This is a genomic window from Sinorhizobium sojae CCBAU 05684, from assembly GCF_002288525.1.
Taxonomy (GTDB): Bacteria; Pseudomonadota; Alphaproteobacteria; order Rhizobiales; family Rhizobiaceae; genus Sinorhizobium; species Sinorhizobium sojae.
This window is the reverse complement of the sequence record NZ_CP023067.1, coordinates 3372812-3391040: the sequence shown is the minus strand read 5'-3', so window position 1 is coordinate 3391040 and position 18229 is coordinate 3372812. Positions and strand designations below refer to the sequence as shown.

At 63.4% G+C, this 18229-nt stretch carries 18 protein-coding genes; 15 read left to right on the top strand and 3 right to left on the bottom strand.

Annotated elements, in window-relative coordinates:
- The first annotated feature begins 3 nt into the window (after positions 1 to 3).
- Genes SJ05684_RS16390 through coaA form a run of 6 tightly spaced genes read left to right on the top strand, consistent with a single transcriptional unit; the run spans position 4 to position 4010 of the window.
- Positions 4 to 474, top strand: coding sequence for a DUF2628 domain-containing protein (locus SJ05684_RS16390; protein ID WP_034852549.1), 471 nt, complete (start codon positions 4 to 6; stop codon positions 472 to 474).
- Complete coding sequence (gene hisH, locus SJ05684_RS16385; RefSeq protein ID WP_034852551.1) at positions 474 to 1124, top strand: imidazole glycerol phosphate synthase subunit HisH; 651 nt, start codon at positions 474 to 476, stop codon at positions 1122 to 1124. The genes SJ05684_RS16390 and hisH overlap by 1 nt, the downstream gene beginning before the upstream one ends.
- Before the next feature lie 34 nt (positions 1125 to 1158).
- Positions 1159 to 1905, top strand: coding sequence for a 1-(5-phosphoribosyl)-5-[(5-phosphoribosylamino)methylideneamino]imidazole-4-carboxamide isomerase (gene hisA / locus SJ05684_RS16380; protein WP_034852552.1), 747 nt, complete (start codon positions 1159 to 1161; stop codon positions 1903 to 1905).
- On the top strand, positions 1902 to 2678 hold the full coding sequence (hisF, locus tag SJ05684_RS16375) for an imidazole glycerol phosphate synthase subunit HisF (RefSeq protein ID WP_034852554.1): 777 nt from the start codon (positions 1902 to 1904) through the stop codon (positions 2676 to 2678). The genes hisA and hisF overlap by 4 nt, the downstream gene beginning before the upstream one ends.
- 16 nt (positions 2679 to 2694) lie before the next feature.
- Positions 2695 to 3018 (top strand): phosphoribosyl-ATP diphosphatase, encoded by a 324-nt coding sequence (locus SJ05684_RS16370; protein WP_034852555.1) that lies wholly within the window; start codon positions 2695 to 2697, stop codon positions 3016 to 3018.
- On the top strand, positions 3015 to 4010 hold the full coding sequence (coaA, locus tag SJ05684_RS16365; RefSeq protein ID WP_034852557.1) for a type I pantothenate kinase: 996 nt from the start codon (positions 3015 to 3017) through the stop codon (positions 4008 to 4010). Before SJ05684_RS16370 ends, coaA begins: the two co-directional genes overlap by 4 nt.
- Before the next feature lie 226 nt (positions 4011 to 4236).
- Here the strand turns inward: coaA and SJ05684_RS16360 are convergent, their stop codons facing one another.
- The 3 genes from SJ05684_RS16360 to SJ05684_RS16350 form a co-directional block, all read right to left on the bottom strand.
- Entirely contained in the window at positions 4237 to 4848 is a 612-nt protein-coding gene (locus tag SJ05684_RS16360) for an alpha-ketoglutarate-dependent dioxygenase AlkB (RefSeq protein WP_034852559.1), read from the bottom strand.
- Positions 4849 to 4917: 69 nt separating this feature from the next.
- On the bottom strand, positions 4918 to 5352 hold the full coding sequence (arfB, locus tag SJ05684_RS16355) for an alternative ribosome rescue aminoacyl-tRNA hydrolase ArfB (RefSeq protein WP_034852561.1): 435 nt from the start codon (positions 5350 to 5352) through the stop codon (positions 4918 to 4920).
- 159 nt (positions 5353 to 5511) lie between these two features.
- Positions 5512 to 7122 (bottom strand): phosphoenolpyruvate carboxykinase, encoded by a 1611-nt coding sequence (locus SJ05684_RS16350; RefSeq protein ID WP_034852562.1) that lies wholly within the window; start codon positions 7120 to 7122, stop codon positions 5512 to 5514.
- Between the two features lie 328 nt (positions 7123 to 7450).
- On the opposite strand from SJ05684_RS16350, the gene SJ05684_RS16345 reads away from it, so the two are divergent.
- From SJ05684_RS16345 to SJ05684_RS16305, 9 genes are all read left to right on the top strand, one after another.
- Positions 7451 to 8176: a response regulator transcription factor gene (locus SJ05684_RS16345; protein WP_034852584.1), complete on the top strand. Its 726-nt coding sequence runs from the start codon at positions 7451 to 7453 to the stop codon at positions 8174 to 8176.
- Positions 8177 to 8533: 357 nt separating this feature from the next.
- Positions 8534 to 10264, top strand: a complete 1731-nt coding sequence (locus tag SJ05684_RS16340; protein ID WP_244426598.1) for a sensor histidine kinase — start codon at positions 8534 to 8536, stop codon at positions 10262 to 10264.
- Positions 10261 to 10716, top strand: a complete 456-nt coding sequence (locus SJ05684_RS16335) for an HPr kinase/phosphorylase (protein ID WP_034852565.1) — start codon at positions 10261 to 10263, stop codon at positions 10714 to 10716. Before SJ05684_RS16340 ends, SJ05684_RS16335 begins: the two co-directional genes overlap by 4 nt.
- Before the next feature lie 157 nt (positions 10717 to 10873).
- The gene (locus SJ05684_RS16330; protein ID WP_034852567.1) at positions 10874 to 11275 is read left to right on the top strand and encodes a PTS sugar transporter subunit IIA; all 402 of its coding nucleotides are present in this window, start codon (positions 10874 to 10876) and stop codon (positions 11273 to 11275) included.
- Positions 11272 to 11565, top strand: a complete 294-nt coding sequence (locus SJ05684_RS16325) for an HPr family phosphocarrier protein (RefSeq protein WP_034852569.1) — start codon at positions 11272 to 11274, stop codon at positions 11563 to 11565. Before SJ05684_RS16330 ends, SJ05684_RS16325 begins: the two co-directional genes overlap by 4 nt.
- 196 nt (positions 11566 to 11761) lie before the next feature.
- A complete protein-coding gene (ahcY, locus tag SJ05684_RS16320; protein WP_034852586.1) occupies positions 11762 to 13162 on the top strand; it encodes an adenosylhomocysteinase in 1401 nt (466 codons plus the stop codon).
- A gap of 333 nt (positions 13163 to 13495) precedes the next feature.
- Entirely contained in the window at positions 13496 to 15979 is a 2484-nt protein-coding gene (locus SJ05684_RS16315) for a PAS domain-containing sensor histidine kinase (protein ID WP_034852571.1), read from the top strand.
- Positions 15980 to 17491 carry a tRNA (adenosine(37)-N6)-threonylcarbamoyltransferase complex ATPase subunit type 1 TsaE gene (gene tsaE, locus SJ05684_RS16310; protein ID WP_034852573.1) on the top strand — a complete coding sequence of 504 codons (1512 nt, stop codon included), beginning with the start codon at positions 15980 to 15982 and terminating at the stop codon, positions 17489 to 17491.
- Positions 17492 to 17497: 6 nt separating this feature from the next.
- Positions 17498 to 18229 (top strand): nucleotidyltransferase family protein, encoded by a 732-nt coding sequence (locus tag SJ05684_RS16305; RefSeq protein ID WP_034852575.1) that lies wholly within the window; start codon positions 17498 to 17500, stop codon positions 18227 to 18229.

Here is an 18229-nt window from a genome sequence, read left to right as displayed (position 1 = left end):
ATCATGGCATCCTATCTCATCCTGACCCCGCCCGGTGCCGCCGCCGACGATGAAAGGGCGCGTTTCGTCGCCGACGGCTTTTCCTGGCCAGCCTTCTTCTTCCCCGCGCTCTGGCTGATCGCCAAGCGGGCATGGCTCCTGGGAATCCCGGTTGCCGTCCTGCAGATTCTGTTGATCTCTTTCTCGACTCTACCCGGCGGCTTCGTCCCGGCCCTCCTCATGCACCTTGCGCTCAGCCTGCTGGTCTCGCTTGAGGGGCCGCTCGTCATAGCCGGGCTGCTCTCAGCCAAGGACTGGACGCTGCGCAGGATCGTTCCGGCGCGGGACCTCGCGACGGCGGAGCGGATCTATTACTCGACCGCGACCGCGCATTCCAAAAACGCCACGCCATTGCGGTCGGTCGAATGGTCCGGGACGGAACGGACGGAAAATTCCACCGGCCCCGACTTCTTTGAATCGTATGGAGAGCGCTGATGCGGGTCGCCATCATTGACTATGGATCGGGCAACCTGCGCTCGGCCACCAAAGCTTTCGAGCGGGCTGCGCGCGAAGCCGGCATCGCCGCGGAGATCGAACTGACGGACCGGCCGGAGCGGGTGGCTTCGGCCGATCGCATTGTGCTGCCGGGCGTCGGTGCCTACGCGGATTGCCGCCAGGGGCTCGCCGCCGTCACCGGTATGGAGGAGGCTTTGACGCAGGCGGTGGAGACGGCCGGGCGGCCCTTCCTCGGCATCTGCGTCGGCATGCAGCTCATGTCCTCGCGCGGTCTCGAAAAAACGATCACCCGGGGCTTCGGCTGGATCCCCGGCGATGTCGTCGAAATGACACCAAGGGACACTGCGCTGAAGATTCCGCAGATCGGCTGGAATACGCTGCGGCTCACCCGGGCACACGCGCTCTTCGAAGACATTCCGACCGGCGAAGACGGCCTGCATGCCTATTTCGTGCACTCCTATCACCTATCCGCCGAGAACCCGGCGGATGTGGTTGCCGTCACGGAATATGGTGAACCGGTGACGGCCTTCGTCGCCACTGGCAACAAAGCGGGCGCGCAATTCCACCCGGAAAAGAGCCAGACGCTCGGCCTCGCCCTCATCTCGAACTTCTTGCGCTGGCAGCCGTGACGCTTCGCGGGCGCTCTTCTGATCGGACGAACCCATGATTCTCTTTCCCGCAATCGACCTCAAAGACGGCCAATGCGTGCGTCTGAAGCTCGGCGACATGGACCAGGCGACCGTCTACAATGCCGATCCGGCCGCCCAGGCGCGCGCCTTCGAGGAGCAGGGCTTCGAATGGCTGCATGTCGTCGACCTGAACGGCGCCTTTGCCGGCGAGACGGTCAACGGCACCGCGGTCGACGCCATCCTCAAGGCCACGCACAATCCGGTGCAGCTCGGCGGCGGCATCCGCGCGCTCGAGCATATCGAGAACTGGCTCTCCCGCGGGCTCGCCCGCGTCATCCTCGGCACGGTTGCCGTTCGCGACCCGGCGCTGGTGATCGAGGCCTGCCACAAGTTCCCGGGCCGGGTTGCGGTCGGCATCGACGCAAAGGGCGGCAAGGTGGCCGTCGAGGGCTGGGCGGAGGCCTCCGAACTCGGGGTGATCGAGCTCGCGAAAAAGTTCGAGGGAGCCGGCGTCGCGGCGATCATCTATACCGATATCGATCGCGACGGCATCCTCACCGGCATCAACTGGGACTCGACCCTGGAGCTTGCAAACGCCGTTTCCATTCCGGTGATCGCCTCCGGTGGCCTTGCCTCGATGGATGACATCCGCCGGCTGACACAGCCTGACGCGCACAAGCTCGAAGGGGCGATTTCCGGGCGGGCGCTCTATGACGGGCGGATCGACCCGAAGGAGGCGCTGGCTCTGATCCGCGATGCGCGAAAAGGGATGAACCCATGACCCTGAAAGCCCGCGTAATTCCCTGCCTCGATGTCAAAGACGGCCGCGTCGTCAAGGGCGTCAACTTCGTCGACCTCATCGATGCCGGCGATCCGGTCGAGGCGGCGAGAGCCTATGATGCGGCCGGTGCCGACGAGCTCTGCTTCCTCGACATCACTGCCTCCTCCGACAATCGCGAGACGATCTTCGACGTCGTCGCCCGCACCGCCGAGCAATGCTTCATGCCGCTCACCGTCGGCGGCGGCGTGCGCCAGGTGGCCGATATCCGCAAGCTCCTGCTTGCCGGCGCCGACAAGGTGTCTATTAACACGGCGGCGGTGAAGAACCCGGATTTCGTCGCCGAAGCCGCCGACAAGTTCGGCAACCAGTGCATCGTCGTCGCCATCGACGCGAAAAAGGTCTCGACGCCGGGCGAGGAAGACCGTTGGGAGATCTTCACCCATGGCGGTCGCCAGCCGACGGGTATCGACGCGATCGAATTCGCGCGCAAGGTCGTCGATCTCGGCGCCGGCGAAATCCTGCTGACGTCGATGGATCGCGACGGCACGAAAGCCGGTTACGACATCCCGCTGACGCGCGCGATTGCGGATGCCGTGCGTGCGCCGGTCATCGCCTCGGGCGGCGTCGGTACGCTCGACCATCTCGTCGAAGGCATCCGCGACGGCCATGCGACGGCCGTGCTTGCGGCGTCCATTTTCCACTTCGGCACCTACAGCATCGGCGAAGCCAAGCGCTACATGGCCGAGCATGGCATCGCCATGCGGCTCGACTAACCCAAAGGAGCCCGTCATGACCGAATTCACGCTCTCCGACCTCGAACGGATTGTCGCGACCCGCGCCAAGGCGGCGGCGGAGGACTCCTGGACCGCCAAACTGGTCGCCGGCGGCCAGCGCAAGGCGGCAAAGAAACTCGGAGAGGAAGCGGTCGAAACGGTCATCGCGGCGTTGACGAACGACCGCGAAAATCTGATCGATGAGAGTGCCGATCTCCTCTATCATCTTATGGTCGTATTGAATATCGCCGCCGTCCCGTTGCAGGATGTGATGAGTGAACTTGCCAGCCGGACCGGACAATCCGGCCTGCAGGAAAAGGCAAACCGGCAGAATCCATGAGCATCGCCGCGAAAGACATCGAACCGGCAGACATTCCGGGCAATCTACAGGGGGGCGAATATTCGCCCTACCACGTCTTCTCCGCTGAGGAATGGTCGCGCTTCCGCGCCGATACGCCGCTGACGCTGACGGCCGACGAGGTGCAGCGGCTGCGCTCGCTCAACGACCCCGTCGATCTCGGAGAGGTGCGCCGCATCTACCTGTCATTGTCCCGGCTTCTTTCCGCGCATGTCGAGGCGTCACAGATCCTGTTCCAGCAGCGCAAGCGCTTCCTCAGCATGTCGGACGAGACGAAGACCCCCTTCGTCATCGGCATTGCCGGCTCGGTTGCCGTCGGCAAATCGACGACCGCCCGCATCCTTGCCGAGCTGCTCGCCCGCTGGCCCTCGAGCCCGAAGGTCGATCTCATCACCACCGATGGCTTTCTCTACCCCAATGCGTTCCTGCAGCGGGAAAACCTCATGGATCGCAAGGGTTTCCCGGAGAGCTACGACATCGGCGCACTGCTTCGCTTCCTCTCCGCGATTAAAGCCGGACGGCCGAATGTCATGGCGCCGACCTATTCGCATCTCACCTATGACGTCGTTCCCGACCAGTTCCAGATCATCGACCGGCCGGATATCCTGATCTTCGAGGGGATCAACGTGCTGCAGTCGCGCGATCTGCCCGCCGACGGCAAGATCGTGCCGATGGTGTCCGACTTCTTCGACTTCTCCATCTACATCGATGCCGAGGAAAGTCTCATCCACAACTGGTATGTGAGTCGCTTCATGCGCCTGCGCGAGACGGCCTTCCAGAACCCGCAGTCCTTCTTCCATCGCTATGCGACGATCAGCGAGGAGGCGGCCCTGGCGATCGCCGAAGGGCTCTGGCACAACATCAACCTGAAAAACCTCCACCAAAACATCCTGCCGACGCGGCCGCGCGCGGATCTCATTCTGCAGAAGGGACAAAACCACCTCACGCAAACGGTGGCGTTGAGGAAGCTGTAGTTAGCGCCTCTCTATCTCTCTCTCTTGGGAAAAGACCCTGCCCAACCCGTCCCCACAGGTGGGAGGGGTTAACCTGCGGCACCTTCCCCGGTCCTTGTTGCCCGTGAGACAAGTTCAACCCCTTTGAGAAAAGTTCAACCCCTTTGAGAAGGGCAGTCGGCCGCGGCGGGCACGACAGCCCCTCCCCCCGTTTTTGTGCTGGGGAGGAGTAATTCCCGGGCAATGATTACGGATTCACCCGCCGGAGCGTCAGATTGAGGCGGCCGCCGTTCCTGAGCAAGGTCGAAGTATTCGGATAGATGCGGTCGACGCCATGGAAAGCGAGGCGGCCCTCGCCGCCGAGCACGACGACATCGCCGCTTTCGAGCTTGAAGGACATGGTCTGGCCGTCGCGGCTCTTGCCGCCGACGCGGAACAGGCAGCTGTCCCCGAGCGAGATCGACACGACCGCAGTCTCGAGGTCGAGTTCGTCCCGATCCTGATGCAGGCCCATGCGGGCGTCGGCCGAATAGAAGTTGACGAGGCAGGCCTCGGGCGCCTTGTCGCTCCCCGAAACTGCGCGCCAGATCTCCAGGAGCAGATACGGCATTGGCGGCCAGGGGCATCCGGTCTGCGGATGTTTCGCCTGATAGCGATAGCCGCCTTCGCGATCCGTCACCCAGCCGAGCGCGCCGCAATTGGTCATCCGCACCGACAGGGGCTTACCCGTCCTCGGCATTTCCGGCCTATAAAGCGGCGCTTCGGCGACGACATCGCGGATCGCTTCGACCAGTTGCTCCTGCCGGCTGCGGTCGAGAAAGCCGGGAATATGCCTGACGCCTTTCGGCAGCACCTGCATCGGGGTCTTTCCTTGTGCGGCCCGGACTACAGCGCCGCTTGTCGCCGCGCCCGAAAGAGGGTCGGCGCCTCAGTCGCCTTCCGGCCGGGTGCGCAGCCTCTTGATCTCCGCGCGACCGGATTTCTCCTTCAGCCGCCTCTCGACTGACCCGCGCGTCGGCTTTGTCTTCCTGCGCGGTGGAGGCGGCGGCGCGGCCGCCTTCAAGATCAGTTCCTTCAGTCTTTCGCGCGCGTCCTCCCGATTGCGCTCCTGGCTGCGGAAGCGATTGGCCTCGATCATCAGCACGCCGTCTTTGGAGGCGCGGCGGCCGGCAAGCTTCAGCGCATTCGCCTTGACGCGGTCCGGCAACGACGGGGACGTCAGGATATCGAAGAACAACTGAACGGCCGATGACACCTTGTTGACGTTCTGACCGCCCGGGCCGCCGGCCAGCACGAATTGCTCCGTCAGCTCCCAGCCGGCGATCACGATCGTCTCATTGATGTAAAGCGGTTCGCTTGCCATGACCCCCTATCGCACAAAGGAGGGAAACGTGTGAAGCAGCTTTCCGTTCGCCTATTGCATCTACTTGCTGCGATTGCGACCCCATGCGCCCGGTAGGAGCCGCCCATAGGAAAACCCGGCCGCAGGGGCCGGGTTTCACGTGAATCACGGGCTTGAACTCTATTCGGCAGCGAGCCGCGGGCCGGGGGCGGCGTCGCGCACGCTGCCGTCGACATGGCTCTCGAACTTTGCAAAGTTGGCTATGAACATGTCGACCAGCCGCCGCGCCTGGACGTCATAGGCTTCGCCCTCCGCCCAGGTGGAGCGCGGATCGAGAATACGGTCGTCGACGCCCGGGGCCGACACCGGTACCGCGAAGCCGAAATTCGCATCGGAGCGGAACGCAGCACGGTTCAAGGAGCCATCGAGCGCCGCCGCCAGCAGGGCACGCGTGACCTTGATCGGCATGCGGCTGCCCGTGCCGTAGGCGCCGCCGGTCCAGCCGGTGTTGACCAGCCAGCAGGTGACGCCATTCTTGGCGATCAACTCCTTGAGAAGGTTGCCGTATTCGGACGGATGGCGCGGCATGAAGGGCGCGCCGAAGCAGGTCGAGAAGGTCGCCTCCGGCTCCGTCACGCCCTTTTCCGTGCCGGCGACCTTGGCCGTGTAGCCGGAGAGGAAGTGATACATCGCCTGTTCCGGCGTCAGCTTGGCGATCGGCGGCATCACGCCGAAGGCGTCCGCCGTCAGCATGATGATGGTGCGAGGCTGCGGCGCAGTGCCGGTCCTGCTCGCATTGGGAATGAAATGCAGCGGATAGGCGATGCGGGTGTTCTCCGTCAGCGAGCCGTCATCGAAGTCGGGCATGCGCCGGTCGTCGAGGACGACATTTTCCATGACGGAGCCGAAGCGCCGCGTCGTCGAGAAGATTTCCGGCTCGGCCGCCTCCGACAGGCGGATCGCCTTGGCGTAGCAGCCGCCTTCGAAGTTGAAGACGCCCTGGTCTCCCCAGCCGTGCTCGTCGTCGCCGATCAGTGTTCGGCTCTGATCGGCGGACAGAGTCGTCTTGCCGGTGCCGGAGAGGCCGAAGAACACGGCCGTATCGCCATTCGGGCCGACATTCGCCGAGCAATGCATCGGCATCACCGATTTCTTCGGCAGCAGGTAGTTGAGCACCGTGAAGACCGACTTCTTCATCTCGCCGGCATAAGACGTGCCGCCAATCAGCACGAGACCCCTGGTGAAATCACAGGCGATGACGGTTTCGCTCCGGCAGCCATGGCGCGCCGGATTGGCCTTGAAGCTCGGCAGGTCGATGATCGTCAGCTTGGGCGCGAAAGTCGCAAGTGCGTGGCGCTCGGGGCGGATCAGAAGGTTTCGGATGAACAGGGAGTGCCAGGCGAATTCGGTGACGACGCGCGTCGGCAGCTCGTTTTCCCGATCCGCGCCGCCAATCAGGTCCTGCACATAGAGCGACATGCCCTTCGCATGCGCCAGCATGTCCTGATGCAGGCGCTCGAAATTCTCCGGCGACATGGCGCTGTTGTTGTCCCACCAGATCTCACCGGCGGTCGCCGCATCGCGCACGATGTACTTGTCCTTCGGCGACCGGCCGGTGTGCTGACCGGTGCGCGCACAGAGCGCGCCCTGCGCCGTCAGTTGCGCCTCGCCGCGGCGCAGGGCTTCTTCGTAAAGCTCCGCTGCCTCGAAGTTGTAACGAACGACCGAGAGGTCGGAGAAGCCGATCGTTTCGAGACCGTTCGAGGGGTTGCGGCTGCCAAGCTGCTCCATGGTCAAGCTTCCTTCGTGTTTGCCCGACGGCGTTGAATTTGGCCGGAACATACTGATCCGGAATTCTGAAAACAAGATAGCCTATCCTAAAAGAGTAATAATTTCAGTACATTAATCGATTTAAAGAAGTTTATGCTTTTTTTAATCGGTTGAAATGCGCCATTCTGCGTCGTGTTTCCGCCGCGTCCCGGGAGCGACGTCGCAAGCGCTTTTGCGCTTCGCCACAATTTGTTCCACCTTTATACTCATGTAACGCGGCCGTGACTCGCGGTTGCCGCCGTTTCAAGCGGATCCGGCCACCGGACATCAAAAGACGGAGTTGAACACGATGCAGACCATCGCGCTTGTCGATGACGACCGCAACATCCTGACATCCGTGGCCATCGCGCTGGAAGCCGAGGGCTACAAGGTCGAAACCTACACCGACGGCGCGTCTGCGCTCGAGGGGCTGGTGGCACGCCCACCGCACCTCGCGATCTTCGACATCAAGATGCCGCGTATGGATGGCATGGAGCTGTTGCGCCGGCTGAGGCAGAAATCGGATCTGCCCGTTATTTTCCTGACGTCCAAGGACGAGGAGATCGACGAGCTCTTCGGACTCAAGATGGGCGCTGACGATTTCATCACCAAGCCCTTCTCCCAGCGGCTGTTGGTGGAGCGTGTCAAGGCAATCCTGCGTCGTGCGACCAACCGCGATATCGCGGCCGCCGGCGCCGTGGGCACGGTGAAGAACGGCGACACGCCGGCGCGCTCGCTGGAACGCGGTCAGCTTGTCATGGACCAGGAGCGCCACACCTGCACCTGGAAGAACGAGCCGGTGACGCTGACCGTGACCGAGTTCCTGATCCTGCATTCGCTGGCGCAACGCCCGGGCGTTGTCAAAAGCCGCGACGCGCTGATGGACGCCGCCTATGACGAGCAGGTCTATGTCGACGATCGGACGATCGACAGCCACATCAAGCGACTTCGCAAGAAGTTCAAGATGGTCGACAACGAGTTCGACATGATCGAGACGCTTTACGGCGTCGGCTACCGTTTCCGCGAGACGGCCTGATCCTGGCGGAACTCGCGGATCAGGCGGGACTTGCCATCACGTCGATTGTGGCGCATTGAGAGGCGGCGCGAAGGCAGGTCGCAGATCGCGGCGATAGACGCAGCTCAGCGGTTCATGCCGCACTCCCGCCGGCCCGCTGCGTCTCAAGCGAAGCTCGCTGCAGGCTTGGACCGCTGCCATGTCCTTGGAATCGGACCGGGAAAGCAGCAACCGTGCCCTTGAGGTGAGGCGACCGGGCGGCCCGCCAACCCGGGGGTGCACAGGAAGGAAAGCGACGGTTTCTTCGTCGCGGGAGCAGTAGACTTGGTGGAAGTCTTGCGTGGCGAAATCGACGATTTGGACGGGAGAACCTCCGCGCTGCGCGGCCAGCGCCGGTGGGCGCATCCGTTCACGCTGATCCGCCGCCTGTTCGGCAACGCCGTCTTTTCGAGCCTGACGCGGCGGATTGTCTTCTTCAACCTCGTCGCGCTGATCGTGCTCGTCGGCGGGATCATGTATCTCAACCAGTTCCGCGAGGGCCTCATCGACGCCCGCGTGGAGAGCCTGCTGACGCAGGGCGAGATCATCGCCGGCGCGATTTCGGCCTCGGCATCGGTCGACACGAACTCGATCACCATCGATCCGGAAAAGCTGCTGGAGTTGCAGGCCGGCGAAAGCATCACGCCGCTGCCGAGCGACGAAGACCTCGAATTCCCGATCATCCAGGAGCGGGTCGCGCCGGTTCTCCGCAGGCTCATCTCACCGACGCGCACGCGCGCCCGCCTCTTCGACGCCGACGCCGATCTGCTGCTCGACTCGCGCCATCTCTATAGCGGCGGTCAGGTGCTTCGCTTCGACCTGCCGCCGGTCGATCCGGAAACGCCCAGCATCATGGAGGCGATCGGCACCTGGTTCAACCGGCTCTTACAGCCGAGCGACCTGCCGCTCTACAAGGAGCCGCCGGGCGGCAACGGCTCCGTCTATCCGGAGGTAATGAACGCGCTGACCGGCGTGCGCGGCGCGGTCGTGCGCGTCAACGAAAAGGGCGAACTGATCGTGTCCGTGGCGGTGCCGGTGCAGCGCTTCCGCGCGGTGCTCGGCGTGCTGCTGCTCTCCACCCAGGCCGGCGACATCGACAAGATCGTCCATGCCGAGCGCCTGGCGATCATCCGCGTCTTCGGCGTCGCCGCACTCGTCAACGTCATTCTGTCGCTGCTCCTCTCCTCGACCATCGCCAATCCGCTGAGGCGACTCGCGGCGGCCGCCATCCGCGTGCGCCGCGGCGCCAAGGAACGCGAGGAAATCCCCGACTTCTCCTCCCGCCAGGACGAGATCGGCAATCTCTCGATCGCGCTCCGGGAAATGACGACGGCACTCTACGACCGCATCGCCGCGATCGAAAATTTCGCTGCCGACGTCAGCCATGAGCTGAAAAATCCGCTGACCTCGCTGCGCAGTGCGGTGGAGACCCTGCCGCTCGCACGCACGGAGGACTCCAAGAAGCGGCTGCTCGATATCATCCAGCACGATGTCAGGCGCCTCGACCGCCTGATCAGCGATATTTCGGATGCCTCGCGGCTCGACGCCGAGCTCGCCCGCAGCGATGCGAAGAAGATCGACCTCGAAAAGCTCCTCGGCGACCTCGTCGATATCTCGCGGCAGGTCCGCGGCAGCAAGAAGCCCGTGCTGCTCGATTTCGTCATCGACCGCAAGGACAATCCGAAGGCGAATTTCTTCGTCAGCGGCTACGAGTTGCGTATCGGCCAGATCGTCACCAATCTCATCGAGAATGCGCGCTCCTTCGTTCCAGAGCCAAGCGGCCGCATCATCGTGCGGTTGAGCCGGTCTAGATCGCGCTGCATCGTCACCATCGAGGACAACGGACCCGGCATACAGGCAGAGGATATAGACCGGATCTTCGAGCGGTTCTACACCGACCGGCCGGAAGGCGAGGACTTCGGCCAGAACTCCGGCCTGGGCCTGTCGATCTCACGCCAGATCGCCGAGGCGCATGGGGGCACGCTGAAGGCCGAGAACATCGCCGGCAAGGGCGGCCTGGTGGCCGGCGCCCGCTTCATCCTGTCGCTACCGGCCGAGCAGAACGCATGACGACCAGCTGCAACATCCACGCGACGGCGATCGTGCTTGGTACGAGCGGCTTTCTCGTGACCGGCGCTTCCGGCTCGGGCAAGTCGGCGCTGGCGCTCTCCCTGATTTCACAGGCGCGGCGCCGCGGCCGCTTCGCGGCCCTTGTTGCAGACGATCGGGTGGACCTGGCGCTGGAGAACGGCCAGATCGTAGCGCGCTGCCCGCCAGCCATTCGCGGCCTGATCGAAATTCGCGGCGCCGGCATCGCCGCCGTAGACATCGTCCCGGCCTGCATTCTCGACTGGGCGATCCTGCCGGTAAAGGCACCATACGAGCCCCGCCTGCCGCCGGAGCAGGAGCGGTTGCAGCTACAAGTTGGGGATGGCCTGCCAATGATACGTCTTCCCGTTGAAGGCGCGCTCTCCCCGCTCGACGCGCTCCTCGCGATACTGCCCGAAAAATTAGGCCTTTAGCCCTACACGACAGCAAAACAGCTGCTTTTTCGGCATTTTAGGCTTGCACTTCGCCTTTTCCTTGCCAAGATGGCCGCCCCAACAGGTGGACGAAATTGCTGCATTGCGATATCTCACCCATCGACGAGTTGCGGATGCAGTTGGAGCATAGATACCCATGATCGGACTTGTGCTTGTCACCCATGGCAAGCTGGCGGATGAGTTTCGGCATGCTTTGGAACATGTCGTCGGTCCGCAAAGAGCAATCGAGACGGTGTGCATCGGCCCCGAGGACGACATGGACCAGCGGCGTCAGGACATCATCAACGCCGTTGACGGCGCCAATGAGGGCGACGGCGTCATCATCCTGACGGATATGTTCGGCGGCACGCCCTCCAATCTCGCCATTTCGGTGATGAGCAGCGGCAGCGTCGAGGTGATTGCCGGCGTCAACCTGCCGATGCTGATCAAGCTCGCCGGCGTGCGCGGCGAAAGCGACATGGACAAGGCCCTTGTCGAAGCCTCGGAAGCAGGACGAAAATACATCAATGTCGCCAGCCGCGTGCTGAGTGGAAAATGATGGACCACCTCCCCGATACCGCGCTGACGCGTGAGTTGCTCATCATCAACAAGCGCGGCCTGCACGCGCGCGCCTCGGCGAAGTTCGTCCAGACGGTCGAAGCCTATGATGCGGAGATCACCGTCTCCAAGGACGGCATGACCGTCGGCGGAACGTCGATCATGGGACTGATGATGCTGGCGGCGAGCACCGGCTGCAGCGTCTTCGTCAGCGCCAGCGGTTCCCAGGCGCAGGAGGCGCTGAATGCCCTCGATGCGCTGGTGCGCGACAAGTTCGGCGAAGAAATGTAAATTTTTTCCTTGAGCGCAGCCCAGCCGCGGCGCCGATATAAACATATAAAGACCTCTTTATATGACCATTGCTCTGCCAGGCGATTCCTGATAGACCAAACGCTCGCTCCCCGTCTGAAATGCGGGGAACGCAATGTCACGCCGCCAAACGGCCTGTCCGAACGGTGCGGCCGAAAAGATCAGCCTGGAGAACTCCATGACCGCCACTCACGACTATATCGTCGCCGACATCGGGCTTGCCGATTTCGGCCGCAAGGAAATTGCGATCGCCGAAACGGAAATGCCGGGCCTGATGGCCTGCCGCGAGGAGTTCGGTCCGTCGCAGCCGCTCCAAGGCGCCCGCATCACCGGCTCTCTGCACATGACGATCCAGACCGCCGTGCTGATCGAGACGCTGGTCGCGCTCGGCGCGGAAGTGCGCTGGGCCTCCTGCAACATCTTCTCGACCCAGGACCACGCCGCCGCCGCGATCGCCGCGGGCGGCATTCCAGTCTTCGCCGTGAAGGGCGAAACGCTCGAAGAGTATTGGTCCTACACGGACAAGATCTTCCAGTGGGCCGATGGCGGCTTCTCCAACATGATCCTCGACGATGGCGGCGACGCGACCATGTACATTCTGCTCGGCGCGCGCGCCGAGGCGGGCGAGGACGTGCTGTCGAACCCCGGCTCGGAAGAGGAGGAAATCCTCTTCGCCCAGATCAAGAAGCGGCTTGCCGCAACGCCAGGCTGGTTCACCAAGCAGCGCGATGCCATCAAGGGCGTGACGGAAGAGACGACCACCGGCGTCAACCGCCTCTATCAGCTCCAGGCGAAGGGCCTGCTGCCCTTCCCGGCGATCAACGTAAACGATAGCGTCACGAAGTCGAAGTTCGATAACAAGTATGGCTGCAAGGAGTCGCTGGTCGACGGCATCCGCCGCGGCACCGACGTGATGATGGCCGGCAAGGTCGCCGTCGTTTGCGGCTATGGCGATGTCGGCAAGGGCTCGGCCGCCTCGCTCAAGGGCGCCGGCGCGCGCGTCAAGGTGACCGAAGTCGACCCGATCTGCGCACTGCAGGCCGCCATGGACGGCTACGAAGTGGTGCAGCTCGAAGACGTCGTCTCCACTGCCGACATCTTCATCACTACGACCGGCAACAAGGACGTTATCCGCATCGAGCACATGCGCGAAATGAAGGACATGGCGATCGTCGGCAATATCGGCCACTTCGACAACGAGATCCAGGTTTCCGCACTCCGGAACCTGAAGTGGACGAACATCAAGCCACAGGTCGACATGATCGAGTTCCCGAAGGGCAACCGACTTATCCTGCTCTCGGAAGGCCGTCTGCTTAACCTCGGCAACGCGACCGGACATCCATCCTTCGTGATGTCGGCCTCCTTCTCCAATCAGGTGCTGGCGCAGATCGAGCTCTTCACCAAGGGCGGGAACTACAAGAACGAGGTCTATGTGCTGCCGAAGCAGCTGGACGAGAAGGTCGCCCGCCTGCATCTCGCCAAGCTCGGCGCCAAGCTCACGGAGCTCTCCGAGGAGCAGGCCGCCTATATCGGCGTGAAGACCCAGGGTCCATTCAAGGCGGAACACTACCGGTACTAATCGTTACCCGGGCAATCCACAACATCTTGTGGCCGCGATCTTGACAAGAGGTCGCGGCCGCTTTTTTGGGCGGCACACTTTCCGGCGAATCGTCAAAGAAGTATGGTTAACTCATTGATTCGTGACGCTGGTGCGGCTTTTTGTTCGCGAGAAGTGAGGGCGGTCCTGACGATCGCGTTGCACTCCTCCTCGCTCCGCCGTCGGCGTTGCGCGTGGGGATGTCTTGTCGGACACGCGGCAAAAAGACGGAGACAGACCGGGGATGCAATCGGAACGGACGCGAACCCTTTTTAAAACAACGTCTGCGTCGGGCGGTCCGGGGACGGCGGCGCGATGATCAGGCAACAATCCTTGGTCTCAGGCGCGTGGCAGGGGGCTCCGCGGCTGGTGCGGCGGCTGCTCGCCTGCACGGCGCTATTCGCAGCCGGCGACGCTGCGGCTGAAGTGTCGGCGCCGGTGGCCAGAACAATCTTTGGCTCCTCCGAGGTCGTCACCTTCTCCGTGCTGATCGGCGTCATCTCCGCTGCGATGATTTCGGCAATCTGGCTCATCCGGCAGCGCGGCAATATCGAAGCGGAGAACCGCCAGTTGCGATCGGATCTCTCCGACGCCAACCAGCGGATTTCCCGTTTCCAGGCGCTGATTGCCGACAAGAGCCGGCGCATCGTCATCTGGGACGGGCTTGCCGAGCGTCCGGAGTTCCTTGGCCAGCTTCCCGTCGAAACGGGCGCACCCCAGGGCGACCGGGACTTCCTTGCCTTCGGACGCTGGATCAAGCCGCAATCGGCAAGCCAGCTCGAAAGGGCGATAGAGATGCTGAGGGCGCATGCGCAAAGCTTCGATCTCGTGCTCGAGACGCAACGCAACGAGGTCCTCGAAGCGCAGGGCCGCGTTTCCGGCGGACGGGCCTTCGTGCGCTTCATCGCGCTCAACAATCTGAGAGCCGAACTTGCCGAGCTGAAGCTCGAACGCGACCGGCTGCATACTTCGCTTTCCACCTTCCGCACCCTGCTTGACGCGATCGATCTTCCCGTCTGGCAGCGCAGCCCCGACGGTAAGCTCGAATGGGTGAACGAGGCCTATGCCGAGGCTGTCGAGGCGCGCAACCCCGCCGCAGCCGCGGCGGAAGGCCGTGAACTGCTGGCGACCACAGCGCGCGAAAAGATCCGGGCCGTCTCCACTTTCGACACGCCATTCCGCGACAAGGTCTCGACCGTCGTGCGCGGCAACCGCACCTTCTTCGACGTGGTCGATGCCCGCGGCCCCGCGGGCTCGGCGGGCATGGCGATCGACATTTCCGGCATCGAGGCCGTGCGCGAGGAGCTCGCGCGCACGCTGAAGAGCCACGCCGAGACCCTCGACCATCTGGCGACGCCCGTCGCGATCTTCGACGGCAATCAGCGCCTGCAATTCTACAACCAGGCCTTCCAGCGCCTCTGGGATCTCGACATGGGCTTCCTCGAGCGCAAGCCGGACAATGGCGAGCTGCTCGACCGGCTGAGGGCCGGCGCAAAGCTGCCGGAACAGCTGAACTGGAAGCAATGGAAGGCCAATGCCCTTTCGGTTTACCAGGCGCTCGATACTCAGAGCGACCTCTGGCACCTGCCGAACGGCCAGACCTTGCGCGTCTTCGCCACGGCACGGCCGCAGGGCGGCGCGACCTGGGTCTTCGAGAATCTCACGGAAAAGGTCGATCTCGAAACCCGCTACAACACCCTGGTGCAGGTCCAGGGCGAGACGATCGACCACCTCGCCGAAGGCGTGGCCGTGTTCGGGCCGGATGGCCGCATCCGGCTCTCCAATCCGGCCTTCCGGGCGCTTTGGGGCATCAGCGAGGCGGAGGCCAAGCCCGGCACCCATATCCGCGCGGTCGAGCAGGCATGCCTGCCCTCGTATGACCAGCCGGACGGCTGGAAGCGCTTCGCCCACATCATCACCAGCTTCGACGACGAGCGGCCTTCGAGCCGCGGCATACTGGAACTGCGCACCGGTCTCATTCTCGACTATGCGGTGATCCCGCTTCCCAACGCCCAGACGATGCTGACCTTCGTCAACATCACCGACAGCGTACGGGTCGAGCGCGCCCTTACGGAGAAGAACGAGGCGCTGCGTAAGGCCGATGCGCTGAAGAACGATTTCGTCCACCACGTCTCCTACGAACTGCGTTCACCGCTGACGAACATCATCGGCTTCGCCGATCTCCTGAAAACGCCGGCCTTCGGCGAGCTCAACGCACGCCAGGCGGAATATGTCGATCACATCGCCACGTCCTCGTCGCTGCTCTTGACGATCGTCAACGACATCCTCGACCTGGCGACCGTCGACGCCGGCATCGTCCAACTGGACTTGACCGAGGTCAAGCTTCTCGACCTGCTCGACGACGTGGCCCAACAGATGGCCGAGCGCCTGGTCGAAAGCGGCGTGACGCTCCGGATCGACGCGCCGGACAATCTCGGCCGCATCGTCGCCGACCAGCAGCGGTTGAAGCAGGTTTTCATCAAGCTCCTGACCAATGCCGCCAATTTCTCGCCCGACGGCAGCGCCATCGGCCTCACATGCGGGCGCGACGGCAGCGACTTCGTGTTCTCGGTCACCGATATCGGACCCGGCATTCCGCAGGACGTGCTGAACACCGTGTTCAACCGCTTCGAGAGCCACGGCCAGCGCGGCGGTGCGGGCCTCGGGCTCTCGATCGTCGAAAGCTTCGTCAGCCTGCATCACGGCACCGTCTCCATCCGCAGCAAGGAGGGTGAAGGCACGGAGGTCAGCTGCCGCATCCCCTCTGCGGACATGCCGAAGATCATCGCGGCGGAATAGATGAGATCCGTCGACCGCCTGCTGAAGGACGAAGCGGCCACCATCGAGCTTGCCGAGGACCTGGCACTGGCGCTGAAGGCCGGCGACTGCGTCGGCCTCTCCGGCGATCTCGGCGCGGGCAAATCGACCTTCGCGCGTGCCTTCCTGAGGGCGATGGCGGACGACGCGACGCTTGAGGTGCCGAGTCCGACCTTCACGTTGGTCCAGAGCTACGAGCTCCGCATTCCCGTCGCCCATTTCGATCTCTACCGACTGGGCGATGCATCCGAACTGGACGAGATCGGATTCGACGAAGCCCTCTCGGTGAGTATCTGCCTCATCGAATGGCCGGAAAAGGCGGAGGGAGCGCTTCCGGCCGACCGCATGACCCTGACCTTCACGCACGAGGGCGAAGGACGCCGCGTGCAGATCTCGGCGCCTGATGAGGCGGTCTTCGAGCGGATCATGCGCTCCCTCGCAATCCGCGCCTTCCTGGCGGATGCCGGACATCCGCACGCGCGACGGCGGCACCTGAGCGGCGATGCTTCGGTGCGGGCCTATGAACACATACATGCGCAGAATGCGCCGACGAAGATCCTGATGGACGCGCCAAGGCACAGGCCCGGCCCCATTCTCAAGGACGGCAAATATTACCAGCAGCTCGCCCATATCGCCGAGGACGTGGTACCGTTCGTTGCCCTTTCCGAGCTCCTGCGTCGGCGCGGCTGCACTGCCCCGGCGATTTATGCGCGGGATCTGGACCAGGGCCTGCTCCTGATCGAGGACCTGGGTTCGGAGGGCATTGTTGACGCCGAGGGCCGGCCGATCGCCGAGCGCTATCTCGAGGGCGTCCGATTGCTCGCCCATCTTCACGCGCAGCCGACCGCGCGCGAAGTAGCGATCGCCGAAGGCATTGTCCACCAGATCCCCGATTTCGACCGCACGGCGATCAAGATCGAGACGAGCCTGCTGATCGACTGGTACCTGCCGTGGAAGCGCGGCGCGCCCGCATCTGAGGCGGAGCGGCGTGAGTATTTCGCCATCTGGGACCGGCTTATCGACATTCTTGGTTCCGCCGAGAAGAACCTGCTGCTGCGCGATTTCCACTCGCCAAACATCCTCTGGAGGCGGGATCTCGCCGGGCTTGACCGCATCGGCCTGATCGATTTCCAGGACGCGATGATCGGGCCGACGGCCTATGATGTCGCCTCGCTCGTCCAGGATGCCCGCGTGACGATTGATCCCGATCTCGCCGCGCGCCTCATGGCCGGCTATAAATGCGAGCGCAAGGCTCTCGGGCTCTTCGACGAAACGGCTTTCCTTCGCGACTGGCACTTGATGGCGGCGCAACGCAATTGCAAGCTTGCGGGGATCTGGGTGCGGCTGATGCAGCGCGACGGCAAGCCTGCATACATGCAACACATGCCGCGCACCTTCTCCTATCTGCAGCAGGCGCTCGGACATGAGGTGCTGACTCCCTTGCGCGAATGGTGCATTAAGGCTGGAATCCTGGCACCCGAATCAGCCAACTAGGACACGATGCCCATCACCAATGCCATGGTGCTTGCGGCCGGACTGGGCACCCGCCTCAGGCCGATCACAAACACGCTGCCGAAGCCGCTCGTTCCGATCGCGGGCAAAGCGATGATCGATTACGTGCTGGACCTGCTCGCCGCCGCCGGCGTGACGACGGCCGCGGTGAACGTGCATCACTTCGCCGACCAGATGGAAGCGCATCTCAGCCGCCGCGCTTTACCGCGCATCCTGATTTCCGACGAGCGCGATGCGCTGATGAATTCTGGCGGTGGGCTCGCCAAGGGGCTGAAACTGCTCGACGATGGACCGGTCCTCGTCATGAATGCCGATCTCTTCTGGATCGGCGAAAAGGCGGGAGGCCCCGGCAACCTGCGGCGGCTCGCCGAATTTTACGACCCGGAGCACATGGACATGGCGCTGCTCTGCGTGCGGATCGAGGATACGACCGGCCACAACGGCAAGAAGGATTTTTCGCTGGCCACGGATGGCAGGCTCAGACGTTACGACGAGGGCATGGAACGACCCGTCGTCTATGCCGGCGCGATCGCTATGGATTCGCGGCTTCTCGCCGACGCACCCGAAGAGGCCTTCAACCTGAACATCTATTTCGACCGGGCGATCGCAAAGGAACGTCTCTTCGGTCTGATGCTCGACGGTCAATGGATGACCGTCGGCACGCCCGAAGCGATCGCGGACGCCGAGGCGATCGTCCGGCGCTTCGAGCCAGGAGGATAG

Coding starts and splice junctions, on each gene's coding strand:
- SJ05684_RS16330 (WP_034852567.1), top strand. CDS start 10,874: ATGATCGGACTTGTGCTTGTCACCCATGGCAAGCTGGCGGATGAGTTT.
- hisH (WP_034852551.1), top strand. CDS start 474: ATGCGGGTCGCCATCATTGACTATGGATCGGGCAACCTGCGCTCGGCC.
- SJ05684_RS16360 (WP_034852559.1), bottom strand. CDS start 4,848: ATGCAGGTGCTGCCGAAAGGCGTCAGGCATATTCCCGGCTTTCTCGAC.
- SJ05684_RS16315 (WP_034852571.1), top strand. CDS start 13,496: ATGATCAGGCAACAATCCTTGGTCTCAGGCGCGTGGCAGGGGGCTCCG.
- SJ05684_RS16390 (WP_034852549.1), top strand. CDS start 4: ATGGCATCCTATCTCATCCTGACCCCGCCCGGTGCCGCCGCCGACGAT.
- ahcY (WP_034852586.1), top strand. CDS start 11,762: ATGACCGCCACTCACGACTATATCGTCGCCGACATCGGGCTTGCCGAT.
- SJ05684_RS16370 (WP_034852555.1), top strand. CDS start 2,695: ATGACCGAATTCACGCTCTCCGACCTCGAACGGATTGTCGCGACCCGC.
- SJ05684_RS16345 (WP_034852584.1), top strand. CDS start 7,451: ATGCAGACCATCGCGCTTGTCGATGACGACCGCAACATCCTGACATCC.
- tsaE (WP_034852573.1), top strand. CDS start 15,980: ATGAGATCCGTCGACCGCCTGCTGAAGGACGAAGCGGCCACCATCGAG.
- SJ05684_RS16305 (WP_034852575.1), top strand. CDS start 17,498: ATGCCCATCACCAATGCCATGGTGCTTGCGGCCGGACTGGGCACCCGC.
- hisF (WP_034852554.1), top strand. CDS start 1,902: ATGACCCTGAAAGCCCGCGTAATTCCCTGCCTCGATGTCAAAGACGGC.
- SJ05684_RS16335 (WP_034852565.1), top strand. CDS start 10,261: ATGACGACCAGCTGCAACATCCACGCGACGGCGATCGTGCTTGGTACG.
- coaA (WP_034852557.1), top strand. CDS start 3,015: ATGAGCATCGCCGCGAAAGACATCGAACCGGCAGACATTCCGGGCAAT.
- SJ05684_RS16325 (WP_034852569.1), top strand. CDS start 11,272: ATGATGGACCACCTCCCCGATACCGCGCTGACGCGTGAGTTGCTCATC.
- SJ05684_RS16350 (WP_034852562.1), bottom strand. CDS start 7,122: ATGGAGCAGCTTGGCAGCCGCAACCCCTCGAACGGTCTCGAAACGATC.
- hisA (WP_034852552.1), top strand. CDS start 1,159: ATGATTCTCTTTCCCGCAATCGACCTCAAAGACGGCCAATGCGTGCGT.
- arfB (WP_034852561.1), bottom strand. CDS start 5,352: ATGGCAAGCGAACCGCTTTACATCAATGAGACGATCGTGATCGCCGGC.